Origin of the sequence: Planomicrobium stackebrandtii, assembly GCF_030814955.1 — a bacterium.
GTDB classification, from domain to species: Bacteria; Bacillota; Bacilli; order Bacillales_A; family Planococcaceae; genus Planococcus; species Planococcus stackebrandtii.
Genome location: NZ_JAUSWB010000004.1, coordinates 38,107 through 57,120 on the forward strand (window position 1 = coordinate 38,107; position 19,014 = coordinate 57,120).

At 48.7% G+C, this 19,014-nt stretch carries 15 protein-coding genes; 13 read left to right on the top strand and 2 right to left on the bottom strand.

Going from position 1 to position 19,014, the window contains the following annotated elements; genetic code table 11:
* Positions 1–169: 169 nt before the first annotated feature.
* The 7 genes from QOZ98_RS08135 (at position 170) to lexA (ending at position 10,152) form a co-directional block, all read left to right on the top strand.
* A complete protein-coding gene (locus QOZ98_RS08135) occupies positions 170–808 on the top strand; it encodes a nitroreductase family protein (protein WP_308786983.1) in 639 nt (212 codons plus the stop codon).
* Positions 809–914: 106 nt separating this feature from the next.
* Positions 915–1,343, top strand: coding sequence for a MarR family winged helix-turn-helix transcriptional regulator (locus QOZ98_RS08140; RefSeq protein WP_308786984.1), 429 nt, complete (start codon positions 915–917; stop codon positions 1,341–1,343).
* Between the two features lie 39 nt (positions 1,344–1,382).
* Complete coding sequence (locus tag QOZ98_RS08145) at positions 1,383–1,676, top strand: putative quinol monooxygenase (RefSeq protein WP_308786985.1); 294 nt, start codon at positions 1,383–1,385, stop codon at positions 1,674–1,676.
* Positions 1,677–1,949: 273 nt separating this feature from the next.
* Positions 1,950–2,426, top strand: a complete 477-nt coding sequence (locus QOZ98_RS08150) for a VanZ family protein (RefSeq protein ID WP_308786986.1) — start codon at positions 1,950–1,952, stop codon at positions 2,424–2,426.
* Positions 2,427–2,632: 206 nt separating this feature from the next.
* Positions 2,633–6,790, top strand: coding sequence for a tetratricopeptide repeat protein (locus QOZ98_RS08155; protein ID WP_308786987.1), 4,158 nt, complete (start codon positions 2,633–2,635; stop codon positions 6,788–6,790).
* 181 nt (positions 6,791–6,971) lie between these two features.
* The gene (locus tag QOZ98_RS08160) at positions 6,972–7,481 is read left to right on the top strand and encodes a DUF6241 domain-containing protein (protein WP_308786988.1); all 510 of its coding nucleotides are present in this window, start codon (positions 6,972–6,974) and stop codon (positions 7,479–7,481) included.
* 238 nt (positions 7,482–7,719) lie between these two features.
* Positions 7,720–10,152, top strand: coding sequence for a transcriptional repressor LexA (lexA, locus tag QOZ98_RS08165; protein ID WP_308786989.1), 2,433 nt, complete (start codon positions 7,720–7,722; stop codon positions 10,150–10,152).
* Positions 10,153–10,217: 65 nt separating this feature from the next.
* Here the strand turns inward: lexA and QOZ98_RS08170 are convergent, their stop codons facing one another.
* On the bottom strand, positions 10,218–10,619 hold the full coding sequence (locus tag QOZ98_RS08170; protein ID WP_308786990.1) for a DUF2512 family protein: 402 nt from the start codon (positions 10,617–10,619) through the stop codon (positions 10,218–10,220).
* 128 nt (positions 10,620–10,747) lie between these two features.
* On the bottom strand, positions 10,748–11,572 hold the full coding sequence (locus QOZ98_RS08175) for an aldo/keto reductase (protein ID WP_308786991.1): 825 nt from the start codon (positions 11,570–11,572) through the stop codon (positions 10,748–10,750).
* 472 nt (positions 11,573–12,044) lie between these two features.
* Here QOZ98_RS08175 and QOZ98_RS08180 point away from each other — a divergent pair, with 472 nt between their 5' ends.
* The 6 genes from QOZ98_RS08180 (at position 12,045) to QOZ98_RS08205 (ending at position 19,011) form a co-directional block, all read left to right on the top strand.
* Entirely contained in the window at positions 12,045–13,769 is a 1,725-nt protein-coding gene (locus QOZ98_RS08180; protein WP_308786992.1) for a DNA/RNA non-specific endonuclease, read from the top strand.
* Positions 13,770–13,771: 2 nt separating this feature from the next.
* Positions 13,772–14,563, top strand: coding sequence for an ABC transporter ATP-binding protein (locus QOZ98_RS08185; RefSeq protein ID WP_308787273.1), 792 nt, complete (start codon positions 13,772–13,774; stop codon positions 14,561–14,563).
* 378 nt (positions 14,564–14,941) lie between these two features.
* Positions 14,942–15,127: a hypothetical protein gene (locus tag QOZ98_RS08190; protein WP_308786993.1), complete on the top strand. Its 186-nt coding sequence runs from the start codon at positions 14,942–14,944 to the stop codon at positions 15,125–15,127.
* Entirely contained in the window at positions 15,124–16,542 is a 1,419-nt protein-coding gene (locus QOZ98_RS08195; RefSeq protein ID WP_308786994.1) for an amidase, read from the top strand. Before QOZ98_RS08190 ends, QOZ98_RS08195 begins: the two co-directional genes overlap by 4 nt.
* Before the next feature lie 347 nt (positions 16,543–16,889).
* Positions 16,890–17,831 (top strand): acetamidase/formamidase family protein, encoded by a 942-nt coding sequence (locus tag QOZ98_RS08200; RefSeq protein ID WP_308786995.1) that lies wholly within the window; start codon positions 16,890–16,892, stop codon positions 17,829–17,831.
* Between the two features lie 175 nt (positions 17,832–18,006).
* Positions 18,007–19,011 carry a GNAT family N-acetyltransferase gene (locus tag QOZ98_RS08205; RefSeq protein WP_308786996.1) on the top strand — a complete coding sequence of 335 codons (1,005 nt, stop codon included), beginning with the start codon at positions 18,007–18,009 and terminating at the stop codon, positions 19,009–19,011.
* The last annotated feature ends 3 nt before the right edge of the window (positions 19,012–19,014 follow it).

A 19,014-nucleotide genomic window follows, 5' to 3' on the forward strand; every position in this document is an offset into this window, starting at 1 on the left:
ACTCATTTGAAGAGACCGGTTTTTCTATGTCCACAGCCTTGTTAAACAAGCAGTTCAAAACAGTTGCATATTCTTTTTCACAGGTTTATATTAAATGAGGCATCAATCATTGAGGAGTCAATCATTAACTTCTCACAATAAATGAACCAGAAAAAGGAGCACTTATATCATGCAAACCCTACAGAAAACAAATGATTTCAATGAAATCGTCAATGGACGCCGTTCCATCAAACAGTATGACCCAAGCGTGAAAATCAGCCGGGAGGAAATGAGTGAAATTCTTGAGAAGGCTTCAAAAGCTCCGTCTTCCATTAACATGCAGCCGTGGCGCTTTCTTGTTATTGACAGCGACGAAGCGAAAGAAAAGCTGGCGCCTCTTGCTTCATTTAACCTGGACAAAGTCATGAGTTCTTCCGCAGTCATCGCTATTTTTGGCGACCGCCAAAACTTTGACTATGCCGGGGAAATTTACGGCAAAGCAGTAGAACATGGTTATATGCCGGAGGAAGTGAAAGAATTCCAGCTGAATTATTTTACACCTTTGTATGAAGGGATTTCTGATGAACAAATGAAGGATATTGTCATGCTGGATTCCGGGCTTGTGGCCATGCAATTGATGCTGGTCGCCCGAGCTTACGGATACGATACAAATCCAATCGGCGGCTACGAAAAAGACAAGATTGCCGAAGCTTTCGGCATGGAAAAAGACCGCTATATTCCGGTGATGCTTCTCACAATCGGCAAAGCGCTGAACGAAGGCTTCCAATCATACCGCTTGCCTGTGGACACCATCACGACTTGGCGCTAAGCGATAGCTTGCCTCTATTGAGTAATCATCCTTTTTGTATTATATTTGACTGGTCAATGGATAGTGAACGCCGCTATGAATTGGCTAGCAGGCAGGAGGTCAATTTATGTCGTGTTCATTTTCAAAGCAGGAACAAATTTTGCAGCAGTTTAAAGGGCTGACAAATCAAATCAGCCCGAAGTTTGAACGCTGCACAGGCATTAGTGCATCGCGCTATGAACTGTTGTCGCAGCTCTACAACACAGAAGAAATCAACCAGTCGACGCTTCAAAAAGCGGTCAATATCGACGGAGCGGCAATTACGCGGCATCTGAAACAGCTGGAAACGAGCGGCATGGTGGCGAGACGCAGAAACCCGAACGACAACCGGGTGATCTTTGTCAGCCTGACGGAAGAAGGGCGGCAGCGGATCGTTGAATACCGCAAAGAAAACATGGGCTTTGTGAAACAAATGCTCCATGACTTTACACACGAAGAAGTGGACGCCTTATCTGACATGATGGAGCGCATGCAAACGAATATTAGTGAATACTGAACCACAAAATATGATTAGAGGATGGTGGATTTTATGACGATGATTATTCACGCGCACTTGCAAGTAAAGCCCGATCAAGAACAAGCATTTTTAGACGCATGCAAAACACTGGTCGAAGCGTCACGCGCAGAAGCGGGCAACCTTAGCTACGATTTGATGAAGTCTGTAGAAAAAGCAGGCCACTTCACCATGGTCGAAACGTGGAAAGATGCTGAAGCCATCGCCATCCATAACACAAGCGATCATTTCATAGCTTTCGGACAAAAGGCACCAGCGTTCATGGCTGCCCCAATGGAACTGAACGTGTTCAGCGGAGAGCCTGTGCAACTGTAGTTTCGCCAATATTTTATCGCCGTTCTGCTTTTAGCAGGGCGGTGATTTTTTTGTAATTGTGTGGGTGCCTGGCACCCACACAATCACCTCCAATTAATAGGGAGAAGATACTAGTCATTACTAAGTCATACACTTATAATAAACAGAAGGAAATTAGGCGACGATTTAAAGTGATATGAAGAAATCCCAACTTTAGATAATGAGCAGCTCGCTCATAAATAAAAATCCAGAACAAGCGCCCAAGGAGATTTGAAAAAAGAAGGGAAGAGTCTTTTGAAAGCCAAGTACATACCGGTTATCCTGTGGGCTCTTTGCATCTTGCTGGCCACCAACAACTATAATTTTCAGTCCCTGTTATTTGCCCAGGAAATCGGCTTCAACATTCGCCTGCTTCCGGATTTATCGGATCTGCTCATCACCAGCGACATTCATTTGGATAGTGGAACGTATGTGTTCCAAAAAATCGGCCATGCTTTGTCTTTTGGCGTCCTGTTCCTAATACTGGCCAAAACTATTAACAACAACGCATTGGCAATCATCCTATGCAGCCTGTTTGCTTTTTTTACAGAATTTTTGCAGCTGTTTTTTGAGCGGAGCGGGAGATTGAGTGATGTCTTAATCGATATCGGTGGCATTTACTTGGCATACCGCTTGAGCGTTTATGTGAAGGCGCTGGGCGGTGTTAGTCCGGCCTTTTGGAACGCGGTGCAGAAAATCGCAGGCAGATTCGAAGACGGCAAACCGCGCTGACCCTTTCAAATAAAATCGTTGTTTCTTCCAATGTGGAAGCGGCAATGTTTCGCTGCTCTGCTTTTAGCAGGGCGGCGATTTTTTTGTTGGCTCTAATTGTGTGGGAATTGTTTGGGTGCCAGGCACCAAAAAGAGTATTGCATCCTATAATTTTCCACTATATAATAAATCAACCACATTTGTATGGGGCAATGGGAGAGGCGGGAATGGGGATAATGAAAGCGACACAGATCAAAACAGCGCAACAGGCAGTCGAGGCGATCCGCAGGTTATGGAGCGCGCGTTCGACACGGGAATTGCGGAGTTTTTTGGGGGAACTGCAGACAGAAGAGGATTTTTACCGCTTGATCCGGTTGACGGATCAGGCGGATTTGTATACGTACAGCCATTTGCTGGCAACGCAGGCGCATAAGCGCTTCGGGACATTGCGGACGTTTACGTGGCAATGCGCGCGGCTATTGGAAACGGGGCGCAGCCTGGAAGCGGAAGAGCGCATGGTGGGCAGGCTGCAGGGCATTTCGGCCGGCAACGATTCTGCGGAAGAGCTGGCATCGGCGCATCAATTGCTGCTGCGTGTCTACGCACAGTTGAACCGGCTGCCGGAAGCGAAAGCGCAGCTCACTCGTTATGAAGAACTGAAAGGCTTTGTCTGGCCGGATCTTTACGGCTATTATTTTATTCACAGCGGGGAATGGCTGGAAGCAGAGCGGGTGCTGGAAAGGGAACTGACTGACACGGTCACTGAACGCAGCGATTATGTGCGGCTGTTGTATGCCGATGTACTGGCAATGACCGGCCGGCAAAAGGAGTCGCTCGCTGTTCTTGAAAAGGGGCAGGAGCTCGAACCTGACAATTGGACATTCCGTGCAGACATGGTCCGGACTTCGTTTTTTTTAGGGCATTACGAAAAAACACTCGATGGGATAGCGAAGTATAATGAAAAAAATCCGTACCATGTGTTCCGTCCGGCATGGATCCACATAACGGCCGAATGTTTGTACAAGCTGGAGCGCTGGGAAGAGCTGGAGGCATGGGTCAGTAAGCATCCTAAACAGCTTGGAAAAACGGTTTACGGCAAAGGGGAAATCCGGCAGGACGCCACGCGCCGTGAGCTGCGTTTGACGCCGAACATCCAGAAGCTGAATTACTGCGTTCCCGCGTCGCTCGCGTTGATGCTGGAAGCGTACGGCATGAAAAAAGGGCAGGATGAAATCGCGGAACATGTTTTTGATGTGACGGGTTCGGACTTGCAGAAAACCATGGAATACATGGAGTCGCTCGGTTTCACGGCGCGTTACTTTAAAGGGACGGTCGACCTTTACAAGCAGGTGATTGACGCTGGTGTCCCGGTGCTGCTCAGCATGATGATTGAAAACAGTGCACATGTCCAAGTGGTGATTGGCTATGACGACCGGCTGCAGGCGTTGATCATCCAGGATCCGAATGACCTCGGACCGTTTTTATTGTCGTACAAAGATGTTGCGGACACCTATAAATTAAGTGATTCGCTCAGCATGCTGTTTGTGACAGACGAACAGAAAGAACTTTTATCGTTGCTGGACCGAAGCGAGCACGAATTTTTCAAAGAGCTGTTTGCGATTTGGAGTTTGGACGACAAGACCAAAGAGAAAACACAGGCAGTGGATTTCCTGAAAGTGCATCCGGACGAACGCTACGGCGCGGTGGTCGGGCTGGTTACCCAATTTTCAGAAGAGGCAAAGGCGCTTCATTCGGCATGGTTGGATAAGCTCCATCAGGATTTGGGCGCAGAAGATGGCGAAGTAGCCCTGCTTGCAGCCCATATGCACTACCAGAAAGAAGAGCCGGAACAGGCGCTGGAAAACCTGGCGCGCGTGAAGGAAAAGAGCTCTCCATATGCGCTGTTTCTGAAAGCTGCAATTTTGATGAGCCGCAGCGAACACCAAAAAGCCGTTCCGCTGTTAAAGCGGTCGATCGAGCTGGACCATTACCAGCCGATGGCGTACAGCCACCTGGCGCGCTGTTATTTGGAAATTGGCAAAATCTATCAGGCGTTCAAATGGTCGAGCATTGCGCTTGAGCAGGAACCATCTGACGTGTATGCCCGCATCACACACAGCTTGATTCAGTTTGAGTCGGGTGCTTATGAAAAAGCGCTGGCGCGTTTCCGCGAGCTGTCAGCGGAACAGCCGGAAGACGGCTATTTTATTTATGAAGCGGGCCGCTGTTTGCTGGCGCTCGGTGAAGAAACAGAAGCCATTGCGGCATTCGAGCGGGCGCGGGAAATCGATTCGACAGAGCCATATGCGTATTTGCGGATTGCGGAAATCCACCTGGAGGCGAAAGCATGGCCGCAGGCAGAAGAAATTATCCGCTCGGGCATCGACAATTGCGGGACAGCCGATGTGCTGCATCAATATTTGGGGCATATCGCCATGGAACAGGAACAGTATGAGCAGGCGGAAGCCGAATACCGCAAGTCGCTCCAATTGGACCCGTCAGATTTGTTTACGGTGACGCATATCGCCCATGCATTGCTGAAGCAGAAACGGGTTGAAGAAACAGGCCGGTTGCTTGAACAGTACGCAGAAGCCGGCGATACCGATTATTTTGTCCGGACTGCGGCGTTATTGTGGCAGGAATCGCTGGACGATGCCGGCAAAGCGCTGGCACTCGATCTGCTCGAAAACGGCATGAGCCGGGAAGCACTGGATCTCTACGAAATGGCTGAACAGTACGCAGAGTTCGCAGAAGCGCCGCAGTTCCGCGCTCGGTTGTTGGATTTCTTTAAGGAGTTGCGTGCAAAGGCTGCTGACCCGTTATTGCTTTGCTATGAAGCAGGTGTTTATGAGCTGGAGGACCATCATCGATTTGCCCGGATTTTGTATAGCCGTGCAGCGGACATAAACGGGCTGTATTTGGCTCACTACCATTTGGGGTTGCTGGCTGAACAATCGGAGAACTGGGACAAAGCGCTCCTTCATTATACGAAAAGTGCGGAAAAGGACGCTGGATTTACAGCAGCCCACGAAGGGTTGATGCGGACCTATTTGGCGCTGGAAGACAAGCCCAAAGCCTTTACCGCAGCGCTGCATGTGCTGGAAAACGAGCCGCTGCCGCTGGATTTGGTGGAACTGTTCGAGCTGGTTGATACTAGAACGCAGATGGACGCGGTCGCGGGTGTGCTGCAAAGGGTGTCGCTGCAAGTCCCGGAAGAATGGCTGTTGTCAGCCGAGGCGCATATGGCAGAGAAAAAGGGTGATGCGGCGGAAGCTGAGTCTTTATTCCTGCGGGCGCAAGCGGTTAATGGGGCATTGCCTTCGCGTTATCAGCATATGCAGTTTTGTGTGCGGCAAGGCGATAGGAAACGCGCTATCGGAATGCTGGAAGATTTAATCGCCGAGCATCCGGACGAGGAAGGATTCTACGAAGAATATGTCCGCCTGTTGGCAGAGATGCGCAAAACCAACGATCTTCACAAACGCCTGAAAAAAAGGCTGAGGGGCGAAAAGCTGGCAATGGCGGAAACTTATAGTGCGGATCAACTGGTGGAGTTGGCAGACGCGGAAGATGGAGAACAAAAGGGCTTTTTCCGCAGGCTGCGCGAAAAATCGCGAAGCATCATCATGTTTTCCAATACCATCGCGCTTTACAGAGATGCAGCCAAGAACTTTAAAGACAGTGAAGTGCCGGTGCTGCATCTTGCGGAATTTTACATGAATCGCGGCATGGCAGAGGAAGCCGTAAGGGCATTGGCGCCATTCGTCAAACAGACAGGCCATTTTGGCGCGGCTAAAATGCTGCTTCAAGCCACGTTGCAAAGCGCCAATAACAAACAGTCGGAGAAGCTGCTCAAAAAGGCCATATCGATGGCTGAAGATCTCCAAAAGAAGCAGCCGGCTGATTTTGAAATCCTGTTGTGGCTAGGCGATATGGTTGCCATCCAGGAAGAGGTTGAGCAAGCCGAGGCGTATTACGAGCAGGCGATTGCGTCCAATCCGTACCACAGCGAAAGCTATGTTCATTTGATGAATTTGCTGGCGGAGCACCGGCCGGACAAGGCCAAGCGCTTTGAAAGCCGCCTGCCGGAAGAACTGCTGGTCAACGAATGGATCCGCCTGTCGCTCGCCATGATGGACATCACGCTAGGGGACAGCGATGCAGCAACTGCCCGTTTGCTCGCGCTGCAGGCTGACGAACCGGATTACTTGCCGGCCGATTACGAACTTGCCCGCGCTGCGATGAAAGCGGGACAGGTGCCGCGTGCCAAAGAACTTCTCAGCAATCTGTTCAATAAGGACGGCGGCGAGTTGTTTATTGAGTCGGCCGTGGAAGAAGAACTATTTGAAGAGATTTTGGAAGAGGTTTTAGCTGTAGGTGTTTAGGCAGTCTTGAACGGAAGTAGATAATGTAAGAACGCCATCTTTGAATTTCAAAGATGGCGTTCTTTCGATTTGAGGGCGATTTCCATTAAAAGGGTTGAAACCTTTTCAAAGTTTCTTCATACTAAAATGGGTATAAATTCATATTAAGACAAAAATGAAGTATGTCAGGAGATGCAGGAAAATGAAATTACTTATAAAAACGATTGGGATTACCTTTGGCATACTGGCCTTGCTGGCAGCAGCCGGTTATTATTTTATCACGCAGCCCTCTTCCTCAGATGGCGAAATAACCGAAGTGGCAGAAGAAATTGAAGGGCGCGACGAACAGGAGGCTGTTGCAGAAGAAAGTGAGACAAAAAATGTCGATGCCGATATGGAAGAAGTTCAACTGCAAATCTACCTCCATCAAATGACCCACCAAAAAGTTGCTGCGGCTAAAAAAATAGGCGCGGTCGAGATGACGCCTGATAACATCGACAATTTGCTGACGATTGTCAGTGCCAACAAAGAGTACTACGAACACGGCGATTTTTATGAAAAAGCGTTAACTGCCTGGAAACAAGGCGATTTCTCCAATGCGGTCGATGTCCACAACACCATCTGGGATTGGCAAAATGGCACGGTCGGCAGAGCAACGGGATTGATGAGTGCGGAGCAGGAGCGGGTTTTCGTGCAGGAGCATTTTAGGTAAACAGAAATTACCTCTAGTTTTTAGTTTATAGACATGAAACAAGCCATTCCGTACTCCCGGGAATGGCTTGTTTTGTTAGAGAATATTTGTCGACAGGAGGTGCTAAGTTACTTTTTGATAGCTGATGAATGACTTGCGGTAATGTGTTTCTGCTGTACCTACGGGATTGGCTCTTGCTATTATGAGACAATATTCTTAGAATATAGGTAGAAGTTGTAAGTAAAGGGAGGTGTCTTAAATGAAGTTGAATATGGAACAACGCCGCATTGTTGAACTGGAGCCGGCAGGCCCGATGCTTGTCAAAGGGGTTGCAGGATCAGGCAAGACGACTGTTGCCATCAGAAGAATTCATTTTTTAATGGATCACTACTGCCACGAGGAAGATGACAAGATTTTGCTGGTCACATATAACAAGACCTTGCTTCATTATATAAAGCACCAGTACGAACGGATGGCGGAAAAAGAGTTGGAGGAAGCGGAGCGCTTTTTCGCATCTGATGCGGAAGTACAGATCACAACAATCGACAGTCTCATGTACAAGGAATTCAGGAAATACCAGAAGCGAACCGGAAAAAAACTTGAAATCGCACCGGTGGATAAAATCCATAAAATCATGGTGCAAGCTATCCACGAAGTGAAGAAGTCTTATCCGGATGTTAAACTGCTGCTCCCGAAAAACAGCAAGTTCCTACTGGATGAAGTGGAATGGATCCATTCCTGTTCTATGGTAGATTTGGCGACTTACCAATCGGTCGATCGGATTGGACGTGCATCAGGAAACAGTGGAACGCCCCAGAAATTATTAAAGAATTCACAAACCCGTGAGGCTATTTATGAAGTCATGGATGTATTTCGCCAATTGCTTGAAAAAGCCGGACTAACGACTTTCAAACAAATGAACATTTATGCACTGGAAGAGCTTCGTCAAAGTGCTGCTGGGCGCTATACGCATATCATTATTGATGAAAGCCAGGATTTGACGCGTGTTCAGCTTGAGTTCCTAAAAGAGCTCTATAAGGAAAAAGAATATTCATCACTGATGTTTGTTGCAGACAATACCCAAAGCATCTATCCGCAGTCATGGCTCGGCAAAGGCAGGCCATTTACAACCATCGGCTACGATATGAGCGGGAAATCACGTACATTGAGCAAAAATTATCGAACAACAACCGAAATCTCGACAGCAGCCTTTCACTTGATTGAAGCAGATGAAAGCATCCAGTCAAATGTAGATTTCGTCAAACCGGCATTAATTGATCGCCACGGCCACCCGCCGATTTACAGATTCTTTTTGACACCGCAGCAACAAGTCCAGTTTCTGGCAGAGGAAATTGGGCTGCTTCAGAATGATTATGCCTTATCTGAAATGTGCATCGTGGCTCGCGGCAAACGAAATATTGAAAGTGCGGCATCCGATTTGGAGCAGGCCGGAATTGCCTGTGAAATTTTGCAAAGTACAGATCCGGATTTTGAGTCTGACAAAGTCAAGCTGGTAACCATGCATTCAATCAAAGGCTTGGAATTTAAAGTTATTTTCCTGATTGATTTAAACAGCGGACTGATTCCACAAGATTTGTATGCGGATGCAGAAGACCAGAAGACGGTTGAATCTGACGAACGGAAATTGCTGTATGTCGGCATGACACGGGCTAATGAACTGCTCTATATGTCTTCTGTGAAAAAACCGTCCAGTTTCGTCAAGGAAATTCATAGAAACCATTTGCGGATGAAAAAGAATGCTTCTCTCCGGCCATTCGAATCCATCAGTATGACGGAATATCGCTTGGCGGATCAGCTGGTCGATGTACATTCGAAAGAAGAAATTACTCGTCAATGGCTGCTTCGGGAACTACACGAAACTTACAACTACCCATATGAATTGATGGAATTGGAGTTCCCAGTGCAGCAATTTTCGAAAAAAGGCTATTGTGATATTGCTGTGCAGGTTTATGCAGGCGAGGAAGCACGGCCTTATATTATTGCAGAAGTAAAACGATTTGGCAGCGGCATTGAAGATGCGATTGTCCAACTTAAGAGCTATATGGATGCAGACAGCCGAGTGTTTTATGGAATTGCAACAGATGGGCTAGAAGTTAAAATTATCGACCGAAAAGGCGATGAAATTCAAGATCTGCCAAAATGCCGCGCCCAGTTCCTTCCGGATACGAAAAACCGACGTATCTACAGAAATTTCAAAAATAGCAGGCAGTATGATTATGCGGAAGACCGGGATGCGACAGATCAGATTGAGATTAGGGAGGCTGGCCAGGAAGCACTTGTTCAAATACACGAAACAGTAGATGTCCCATTAATCGGCAATGTTGCAGCCGGCCTTCCGACGCTGGCAACCGAGTCATATGAAACAGTTCACACCCTACCGCGTGAATGGGTGGTAGCTCCGAGTGAAACTTTCGCTTTGACAGTGACAGGTGACAGCATGAATGGTGCCGGGATCGATAAAGGGGATATTGTCATTATCCATCAGCAGAACACTGCTTCTAATGGCGATATTGTTATTGCAGTGATTGACGGTGAAGCGACTATGAAAAAATATATGCCGATGGGCAGTGAGATTATTTTAGTTTCGGAAAACCCAAGCTATGAGCCAATCATTATGAGAAGTGAAGACGTATACATTAACGGCAGAGTCATCGGAGTGCTAAAAAAATAAGTGAACATAGAAAAGAGTCTGTCCTAATCAAATAGGAGCAGACTCTTTTCTGTGTTTGTTTGCAATCATCTTTTAACAGCCTTGTAGTTATTGTACTCAGGCACCACGGAGCGGTCGACATACAGGTGGAAAAACCATTCGCCGCCGGAAATGACAAGTGCAGAAAGCAATGCCGGTGTGACCATTTCGAAATTCTGGCCGGTCAACAGCCAGCCGATGAGCCAAATTGTCAGGAACGCCATAACGAAATCTACAAAAGTTGCAACAGTATTGCGCGTCGACTGGTTCTCAGGGCTGCCGGCGTTCAGGAAAATCATAATGTCGCCCATTGCATAGGACAAGGCCGTCAGCGCAAGGCTGATCAGCAAAGTATCAACGAACGGCACATCAAAACCTACAGTTAGAACGAGTAAAAGGACAGCGGTCACCATTACAAATTTAATAGCAAGTGCAAGCAAGTGTCTCAACGGCTTCTCCTCCTTGAATTGGGTTCTGTTATGTGGAATTTACCCGTTTATCGGCAGGAGTATGCCAATAATTGAAAATAACAGGAAAAGCCGCCACTTCAGTAATAGAAGTGGCGGCTCCAAATTCATTAACGTACATTCATTTCATTCGGGTGAGCGCCTTTGCGGCGGTCTTTGTTCAAGCCATCGATTTCATTCATCTCGGCTTCCGTCAATTCAAAGTCGAAAACATCAAAGTTTTCTTCAATGCGTGACGGCGTAACTGATTTCGGAATGACAATCGTGTCATTCTGCAAATGCCAGCGCAGGACAACTTGAGCCGGTGACTTGCCTTTGGCTTCAGCGATTTTCTGGATGGTTTCATCCTTCAATACTTCGCCGCCTTGGTCAAGCGGGCTCCATGCTTCAACGAAAATGTTATTTAGGGTACAAAATTCTTTCAAGGCGTTTTGGGCCAGGTACGGATGGCATTCGACTTGGTTCAATACTGGCGGCACTTCGCACTCAGCCAGCAGACGCTCCAAATGCTCAAGTTCAAAGTTGCAGACGCCGATTGACTTGACGCGTCCGTCTTTGTACAGCTTTTCCAATGCTTTATAAGTATCGATGTAATTATCAAATTCTGGAGTTGGCCAATGGATCAAGTACAGGTCAACGTAATCGAGTCCGAGGCGCTCGAGGCTTTCATCAAATGCACGCAAGGTATTTTCATAGCCCTGATCGCTGTTCCAAACTTTCGTCGTGATAAACAGGTCTTCGCGCGGCACAGAAGTTTCCTTCAGCGCTTTGCCGACACCTTTTTCATTTTTATAGATCATCGCAGTATCGATCGATGTATAGCCCGTTTCCAGCGCTTTCGCCACCGAAGCAGTCGCCTGATCGTCTTCAACCTGCCAGACACCAAAGCCCAGCTGCGGCATTTTTTTCCCGTTGTTCAATGTAATAAAGTCCATTCAGCATTTCTCCTTTTGTGTTGATTTGGTTAGATTAAATGTTTACCCATTAGTTCGGAACTCTAAGCATTATTTGAAGAAATGGATCTTTTTCCACTGCAGAATGGATTTCGGTGCAAGTGGAAAGAATGGTTCACATGTCTGCTCTGATTGGCGAGATATTGTCCAGAACTCATCAAATACGATCCACTACAGCAGAAATACGTTCTACTACGCCCGAAATACGAACCACAGCAGCAGAAATACGATCCATAGCCTCAAAAACACGTTTCTCAAGCGGAAAGCGCGGACTTGCGCTTTCCTGGGGTTGGGCAATGAATCGGTTTCCAATCTTAACAAAGTGAACAAATATCCATATTCAGAACGTGCGTTCCTATATTGAGTGTGTTAAACTTTTCCTGAAGGAAATTAATAGAATATTATAATTTTTATTGAAAAATATAGTTTATTCGCTGGAAGGGGATGGAAAAGGATGTTCAAGAATAGGAAGCAAATTGAGCAGCAGGCAATGCAGCGTTATTTGCAATTCGAGAAAGAGCACCGAGCAGAGGCAACGAATGAAAAGATGATGACACGGTCGAGCCTTATTAATCACCATGACAATTTGGCGATGGAGCGTATCATCAATAAAAGTGATTTGTTTCCGATTGCGCATTTGCAGGCAGGGCTGAACGTCAGCAAAGCCGTTTGCCGCATAGCAATCCGCAGCCGGTCCGGTCAGCTTGAGAGCTACGGCACTGGATTTCTTGTGGCGCCGAATTTGCTGCTGACGAACAATCATGTGCTGGACACAAAAGAAGCTGCGATGTATGCCGTGGCGGAATTTAATTACGAGGACGATGTCCAGTTCATGCCGCTTGAAATTATCAGCTTCCGGCTGGATCCCGAATCGCTTTTCATTACGGATGAGGCGCTGGACTTTACGTTGGTAGCAGTGGAAGAAAGCAATCTGCACGCGATTTCGCTTGCCGGCTTCGGCTATTTGCCGCTGCTGCCAAAGCCCGGAAAAATTCTTGAAGGCGAATACGTGACCATTATCCAGCATCCGAACGGCGGTCCAAAGGCCATCACCATTCGGGAAAATGAAGTCAAATTCATTTCTTCCGATTTTGTCCAATACGTCAGCGATACGGAACCGGGTTCTTCCGGCTCGCCGGTTTTCAATGACCAATGGGTGGTCGTCGCGCTGCATCATGCCGGCGTGCCTGACCCTGAGGACAATACCCGCTGGATTGCCAACCAAGGCATCCGCATCAGTTCGATCATCCATCACCTCGGCCAAAAACGCAGCGGCTTGGAAGATGTCCGTTCGCGCAGGCTGCTGGACCAGCTGCTGGATGTCGCCATGCCGGGATCGGCCGCAGAGCCGATGGAAGTGGGGACATTGGAAGCTGATTGGTACGCGGGAGTTGCCGGCTACGATCCGGCATTTCTCGGTGCCGGATTCCGGGTGGAGCTGCCCGCCTTAAGCGAAGCATTGCTGGAAGATGCTGCGCAGACAAGCGATGGCAATGCAGTCCTGGACTATACCCATTTCTCGATTGCCATGAGCAAGTCGCGCCGCCTGGCGTTCTATACCGCTGTCAACATTGATGGCAACCAATTGGTCGACGTCAAACGCGGCAGCGACCGCTGGTATTTTGATCCGCGCATTGATGAGGCGCACCAAATCGGCCCCGAATTTTATCAATCAAACGACATCGACCGCGGGCATCTCGTCCGCCGGCGTGATCCCAACTGGGGAATCGATGCCGTCAAAGCAAATGAGCATACATTCCATTTCACCAATTGTTCGCCGCAGCATAAAAATTTCAACCAGAAAGCATGGCTGGATCTGGAAGATTACCTGCTCGACAATGCCCGCGATTCGAACTTGAAAGTTTCGGTGTTTACAGGTCCTGTATTCCGGGATGATGATGTCAGCTACCGCAACGCGCAGATTCCGGACCAGTTCTGGAAAGTGGCGGTGATGATCAAAGACGGCACATCGTTGTCAGCCACTGCTTATTTGCAGACGCAGGAAGATTTGATTGGCGGCAATCTGGAATTTGTCTACGGACAGTTCGAGACGTATCAGGTGCCGGTCGCACGGATTGAGGAGCTGACTGGGCTTGATTTCGGCGGACTTCGGGAAGCAGACCCGCTGGCAGGGGGACAAGCCGCGCGTGTTCTAAGCAGGGAGGACATCCGTTTATGAAGATGATTGTGGAACTTGAAGGCGTATCACGGCGAAGAGATGACAAACTGTTGCTCGATGGCGTCGATTGGCACGTCCAAAAAGGCGAACATTGGGTGCTGTATGGCTTGAACGGCGCCGGCAAAACTTCGCTGCTGGATTTGATCAATGCCTATTTTTTTCCGACAGAAGGAAAAGCCACCGTGCTCGGCTTGGAGTTCGGCAAAACGTATCTGGCGGAAAAGCTGCGCAGCCAGATTGGCTTTGTGTCGGCGTCGGTTCAGCAAAAGCTGTCTGCTCATGATAATGCCTACGAAGTCGTGCTAAGCGGGGCGTTTGCATCTCTCGGCCTCTATCAGGAAACAAGCGAGAAAATCGACCAGAAAGGCATCGACATTCTTCGAGAGCTCGGGTGCCTCGGTTACGCCAACCGGAATTACCACACGCTGTCGCAAGGAGAACAGCAGCGTGTGCTGATTGGGCGCGCGTTGATGGCGGATCCGGAACTGCTCATCCTCGACGAGCCGACAGCAGGACTCGACTTTATTGCCCGGGAAGAGCTGCTTGAGTCGATCGCCGCCATCGCCAAAAAACCGGATGGCCCGACAATCATTTACGTCACGCACCATATCGAAGAAATCATGCCGGAGTTTAATAAAACCTTGTTGTTGAAAGCTGGCAAAGTCTTTGCTTCCGGTGACACGGCCGAGCTGCTCACCAGCGAGCGGCTTTCCGACTTTTTTGATGTTCCGGTAAACCTCGTCTGGAGCAACGAACGTCCGCTGCTGTCAAAAGTCCGGACACTGAATGGATAAGGGCGGGGTCCCAAGCAAAAATCGCTTGGAACCCAATATTACTTATAGGAAAGCGAAGGCATGCGCTTTCCTGTGGGTGGGCATCTATGCGGTCTGGAAGAAGGAGAAGCGGCAATACGATTCATAAAAGCCAAAATAAGTTCCATTGCTTACAGAATACGGCTCATAAAGCTCGAAATACGATCCACAATGGCAAAATTCCGATTCTATGTGCTACTTCTACCCTAACCCCTGAGCGCCAAGGAAAAATCTTGTTGCTCAGGGGTTTATTCTGCTAAAAATCTTCTCTAAATAGTCTGAACTATCTGCGAACTATGCTAAACTGTCGATAGACAACCCAGATTCTCAGACGCTTTAAAATCATCCAAATGGGAGGACTTGCTTATGGCACAAGGCATTCATAGGATTTTAGAGGAACGAGGGATTCAGGTACCTGAGGCGCATCAGGAAATGCTGGCGCAGCAGATGGAGGCGGTGCAGCAATTGCGCAATACGGTAGACAACTCGCAGCTGAAGGATTTCGACATGGCGCTGACGCATGTACCGGGAGGTGAGCGGCCATGAATAGAGAATTGGCAGCCCAATCGATCGGGGAATTGGCACCGAAACTGCGCGACAAGCAGGTGTCGCCCGTTGAACTGACCCAAGCAGTATTAGCCAATATCGATGCTTATAACGGAGAAATCAACGCTTTTATTCGTGTGCAAAAGGAACAAGCGCTGGAATCGGCGAGGCAGGCAGAGCAGGAGATCCAAAGCGGCAATTACCGCGGCTTCCTGCACGGTATCCCGATGGCACTGAAAGATATTTTGTATTTTAAAGACGAGCCGGCAACGATGGGCTCGAAAATCCATGAAGAGTTTATTGCCGACTTTGACGCAACAGTAGTGTCGAAGCTCAAGCTATCGGGCGTGACGTTTCACGGCAAACTCAATATGCACGAATATGCCTGGGGCGCGACAACAACCAATCCTCACTACGGTGCATGCAAAAATCCGTGGGACTTAAGCAAAATTCCAGGAGGCTCAAGTGGCGGTTCGGGTGCAGCGGTCGCAGCGAACATGACGATTGCCTCGCTCGGGACGGATACTGGTGGTTCAATTCGAATCCCGGCGTCGAGCTGCGGCATTATCGGTTTAAAGCCGACGCATGGCCGCATCAGCAAGTACGGCTGTTTTCCGCTGTCGTGGAGCCTCGATCACATCGGGCCGATGACAAAAACCGTCTTTGACGCCGCGCTTCTTCTGGAAGTGCTCGGCGGCTACGACCCGAAAGACCCGACCTCGGTCGACCGGCCGACACAAAACTATTCCGGAGGGTTGAATGAAGACGTCAAAGGGCTCGTCATCGGCATCGAAGAAAGCTATTTTTTCAAAAATGTCGACACCCGAGTCAATGAAGCAGTGCAAAATGCGCTGCGGCAGTTGGAGAAGCTTGGTGCGCGGATCGAACCGGTCCGGATTCCATCGCTTGCGCAAGCTGAATTTGCGGAACTGGTCACAATCACCACTGAAGCGAGTGCTATCCATCACGACAATCTCGTCAAGCAGCCGGAGAAATTCGGCGAAGATGTCCGCTTCCTGCTTGAAGTGGGCGAGCTGATGTCCGGTGTCGACTACGTACAGTCCCAGCAGATCCGCCGCAAGCTGGACCTCGAATTTGCGGCAGCATTTGAAAAAGTGGACGTGCTGATTTCGCCGACCCTGCCATTCCTGTCACCGCCGATCGGCGACAGCATCGTCGATATCAATGGCCAGGCGCTGAGCTTTTTGGATGAAGTCATCCGCTTTACGGGTCCCGGAAATCTCACGGGCTTGCCCGCGCTCAGCATCCCGTGCGGCGTCCGCGACGGAATGCCGGTCGGCCTGCAAATCATGGGTCCCGCCTTCCAAGAGGAAAAAGTTCTCAACGTCGCCTATGCGCTCGAAAAGCTCGAGTTGATGAAAGGGCAGAAGGCAGACTTGACGGTTATCCGATAACTCATTGCGTTTGGCATACGATTCGCTGAATGCAAAATACGATCCACTGGGGATAAAATATGATCCACTGCGGATAAAATATGATCCACTGCGGATAAAATATGTTCTGCAACACGAAAATTACGATTTTGAAGTGGAAAGCGCAGGCTTGCGCTTTCCTGGGGTTGGGTATCTAAGGGGGTTCCGAGCTCCGGACGGTATTATGCTGCGTTTGGACAGTATTCCAGCTCAACGGACAGTATTTGTAGTCGGTTGGACTGTATATTGTACAATTCGGACTGTATATCCATTTAACTGGAAAAAATACAGCGATTTCATTCCCAAATCGATAGGAAGGGTGAAGAAAAGTGGCCAACACGCATAAATTTCCGGAAGACCGCGTGCATTACACGTGGGATAAAGATCCGCAGCCGGTCCTAACGATCGACAGCGGGGATCAGGTGGATTTCTCCACGCGGGAAGTGGCAGACAATCAATTCAATAAAGATTCCAAAACCGAAGACATCGCTACACTTGACTGGGCGAAAGTATATCCGCTTGCGGGGCCAGTCGAGATTCGTGGAGCGGAACCGGGCGACACATTGGAAGTGGAAATCCTTGATCTGACACCGGGAAGCTGGGGATGGATGGCGATTTTGCCGGGGCTGGGCTTACTTCCAGAAGAGTTTCCGGATGCTTATTTGCGGACCTTTGATTTGAGCGACGGCGAGTTTATCCAGTTCAGCGACAACATCAAAGTGCCAATCTCCCCGTTCCTCGGCACGATGGGCGTTGGTCCGGCAAACGCCGATGGCCAGACGATCATGCCGCCCGGAACATTTGGCGGCAATATGGATACCCGGCAATTGACCATCGGCACAAAACTGTATCTGCCCGTGCAGGTGGCCGGCGCGATGTTCAGCTGCGGTGACGCCCATGCGGCGCAAGGAGACGGTGAAGTTTGTGTGACTGCACTCGAATGCCCGATGCAGGCGTCGCTGAAATTCCGCCTCATCAAAGGCCAGACGATTCCGGCGCCGCAGTTCCAGACGGCTGGCGCACTGACGCCAAAAGTCGACCATAAAGGGTTTTATGGCACGACCGGCGTAGGACCTGATTTAATGGAAGCTGCGCGCGATTCCGTCCGCGCCATGGTCGACCACATCTCCAAGAACTACGGCCTTGAACCCAAAGATGCGTACTTGCTGTGCAGTTTATGCGTTGACCTTAAAATTTCCGAAATCGTTGACGCCGGGCAGTATATCGTCAGTGCTGTATTGCCGCTCGCGGTGATTCAGGAAAATGAATAGAGAAGAAGCGCTGCCGAATCCGGCGGCGTTTTTTAAAATGTTTAATTTTTTTCAAAAGTTATCTTAATTATCTGTATTATTTGTAAATAGAGTGATAAAATAGCATCAAGTTCGTAAGTAGCAATAAAAAAGAAAAAATTCCTAAAACAATTTCACTTTGAAAGAGGTCCTCTGGATGAAAGATATTTACTTCGAGAAAGAGTATGGGCGTTTATACGAAAAAATTGAAAAAGGTGAATGTGAGGAGTTTATTTACCAGCATGACTTGGGCACTATCCGGCATTTATTCATCAAACGGAAAATACCGACTGTGCTCGATGGGAAGGTATTCTATGATCTGGTGACACCATACGGATACGGTGGGCCGCGCATCATTAGCGGCAGAACCGAGGATCGCGCAGATTTAGTTGCTGCTTTCCAGCAGGCTTTCGGTGAATATTGCCTCGAAAATGGCATTGTGTCCGAGTCTATCCGTTTTCATCCTATACTAAAAAATCATCTGGATTTCAGTTCATGCTTCGAATTGAGCTTCAAGCGCAATACGATTCAGACCCGTCTCGCGGGCATAGCTGATCCCATTCTTACGGAATACTCGGCTTCGTGCAGACGGGATATCCGCCATGGCCTGAAAGCTGGCGTAGAATATCGTGTCATCGATCATCCAGAGAACCTGGAAGACTTCAAGCAGCTATATGCTTCCACCATGCAGCGCAATGAAGCAGAAGCAGTTTATTATTTTGATGATGAGTATTTTCAAAACTGCATCGATTGGCTCGGTGACTATCTGGTGATTGTGGAAGTGAAATATGAAGGGATCATCATCGGTATGAGTCTGAACTTTGTCTGCGGCGACTCCATCCATGTCCATCTTACGGGGACGCGTCAGGAATTCCACCAGCTGGCACCGGCTTATATTCTTCAGTACGCCCTTGCGCTGTGGGGAAAAGAGCAGGGCAAGCAATTGATTCATCATGGAGGCGGCCGGACCGGCGAACCGGACGACAAGCTTTATCTTTTCAAGAAGAAATTTGGCCGCAGCGAGGAATTCGAGTATTTTGTCGGCAAGAAAATATGGAACCCGGCAGTTTACGAAAGGCTGTGCCAGGCTGTGAATGCTCCGCTTGATGACAATCAGTTTCCTGCATACCGCCTTTATGGTTCACTTGTACCGATAAGCTGAAGC

Bases quoted from the DNA above. Each gene is read 5' to 3' on its own strand.
- QOZ98_RS08135 (WP_308786983.1), top strand. From the start codon at position 170: ATGCAAACCCTACAGAAAACAAATGATTTCAATGAAATCGTCAATGGA.
- QOZ98_RS08140 (WP_308786984.1), top strand. From the start codon at position 915: ATGTCGTGTTCATTTTCAAAGCAGGAACAAATTTTGCAGCAGTTTAAA.
- QOZ98_RS08145 (WP_308786985.1), top strand. From the start codon at position 1,383: ATGATTATTCACGCGCACTTGCAAGTAAAGCCCGATCAAGAACAAGCA.
- QOZ98_RS08155 (WP_308786987.1), top strand. From the start codon at position 2,633: ATGGGGATAATGAAAGCGACACAGATCAAAACAGCGCAACAGGCAGTC.
- QOZ98_RS08160 (WP_308786988.1), top strand. From the start codon at position 6,972: ATGAAATTACTTATAAAAACGATTGGGATTACCTTTGGCATACTGGCC.
- lexA (WP_308786989.1), top strand. From the start codon at position 7,720: ATGAAGTTGAATATGGAACAACGCCGCATTGTTGAACTGGAGCCGGCA.
- QOZ98_RS08175 (WP_308786991.1), bottom strand. From the start codon at position 11,572: ATGGACTTTATTACATTGAACAACGGGAAAAAAATGCCGCAGCTGGGC.
- QOZ98_RS08180 (WP_308786992.1), top strand. From the start codon at position 12,045: ATGTTCAAGAATAGGAAGCAAATTGAGCAGCAGGCAATGCAGCGTTAT.
- QOZ98_RS08185 (WP_308787273.1), top strand. From the start codon at position 13,772: ATGATTGTGGAACTTGAAGGCGTATCACGGCGAAGAGATGACAAACTG.
- QOZ98_RS08195 (WP_308786994.1), top strand. From the start codon at position 15,124: ATGAATAGAGAATTGGCAGCCCAATCGATCGGGGAATTGGCACCGAAA.
- QOZ98_RS08205 (WP_308786996.1), top strand. From the start codon at position 18,007: ATGAAAGATATTTACTTCGAGAAAGAGTATGGGCGTTTATACGAAAAA.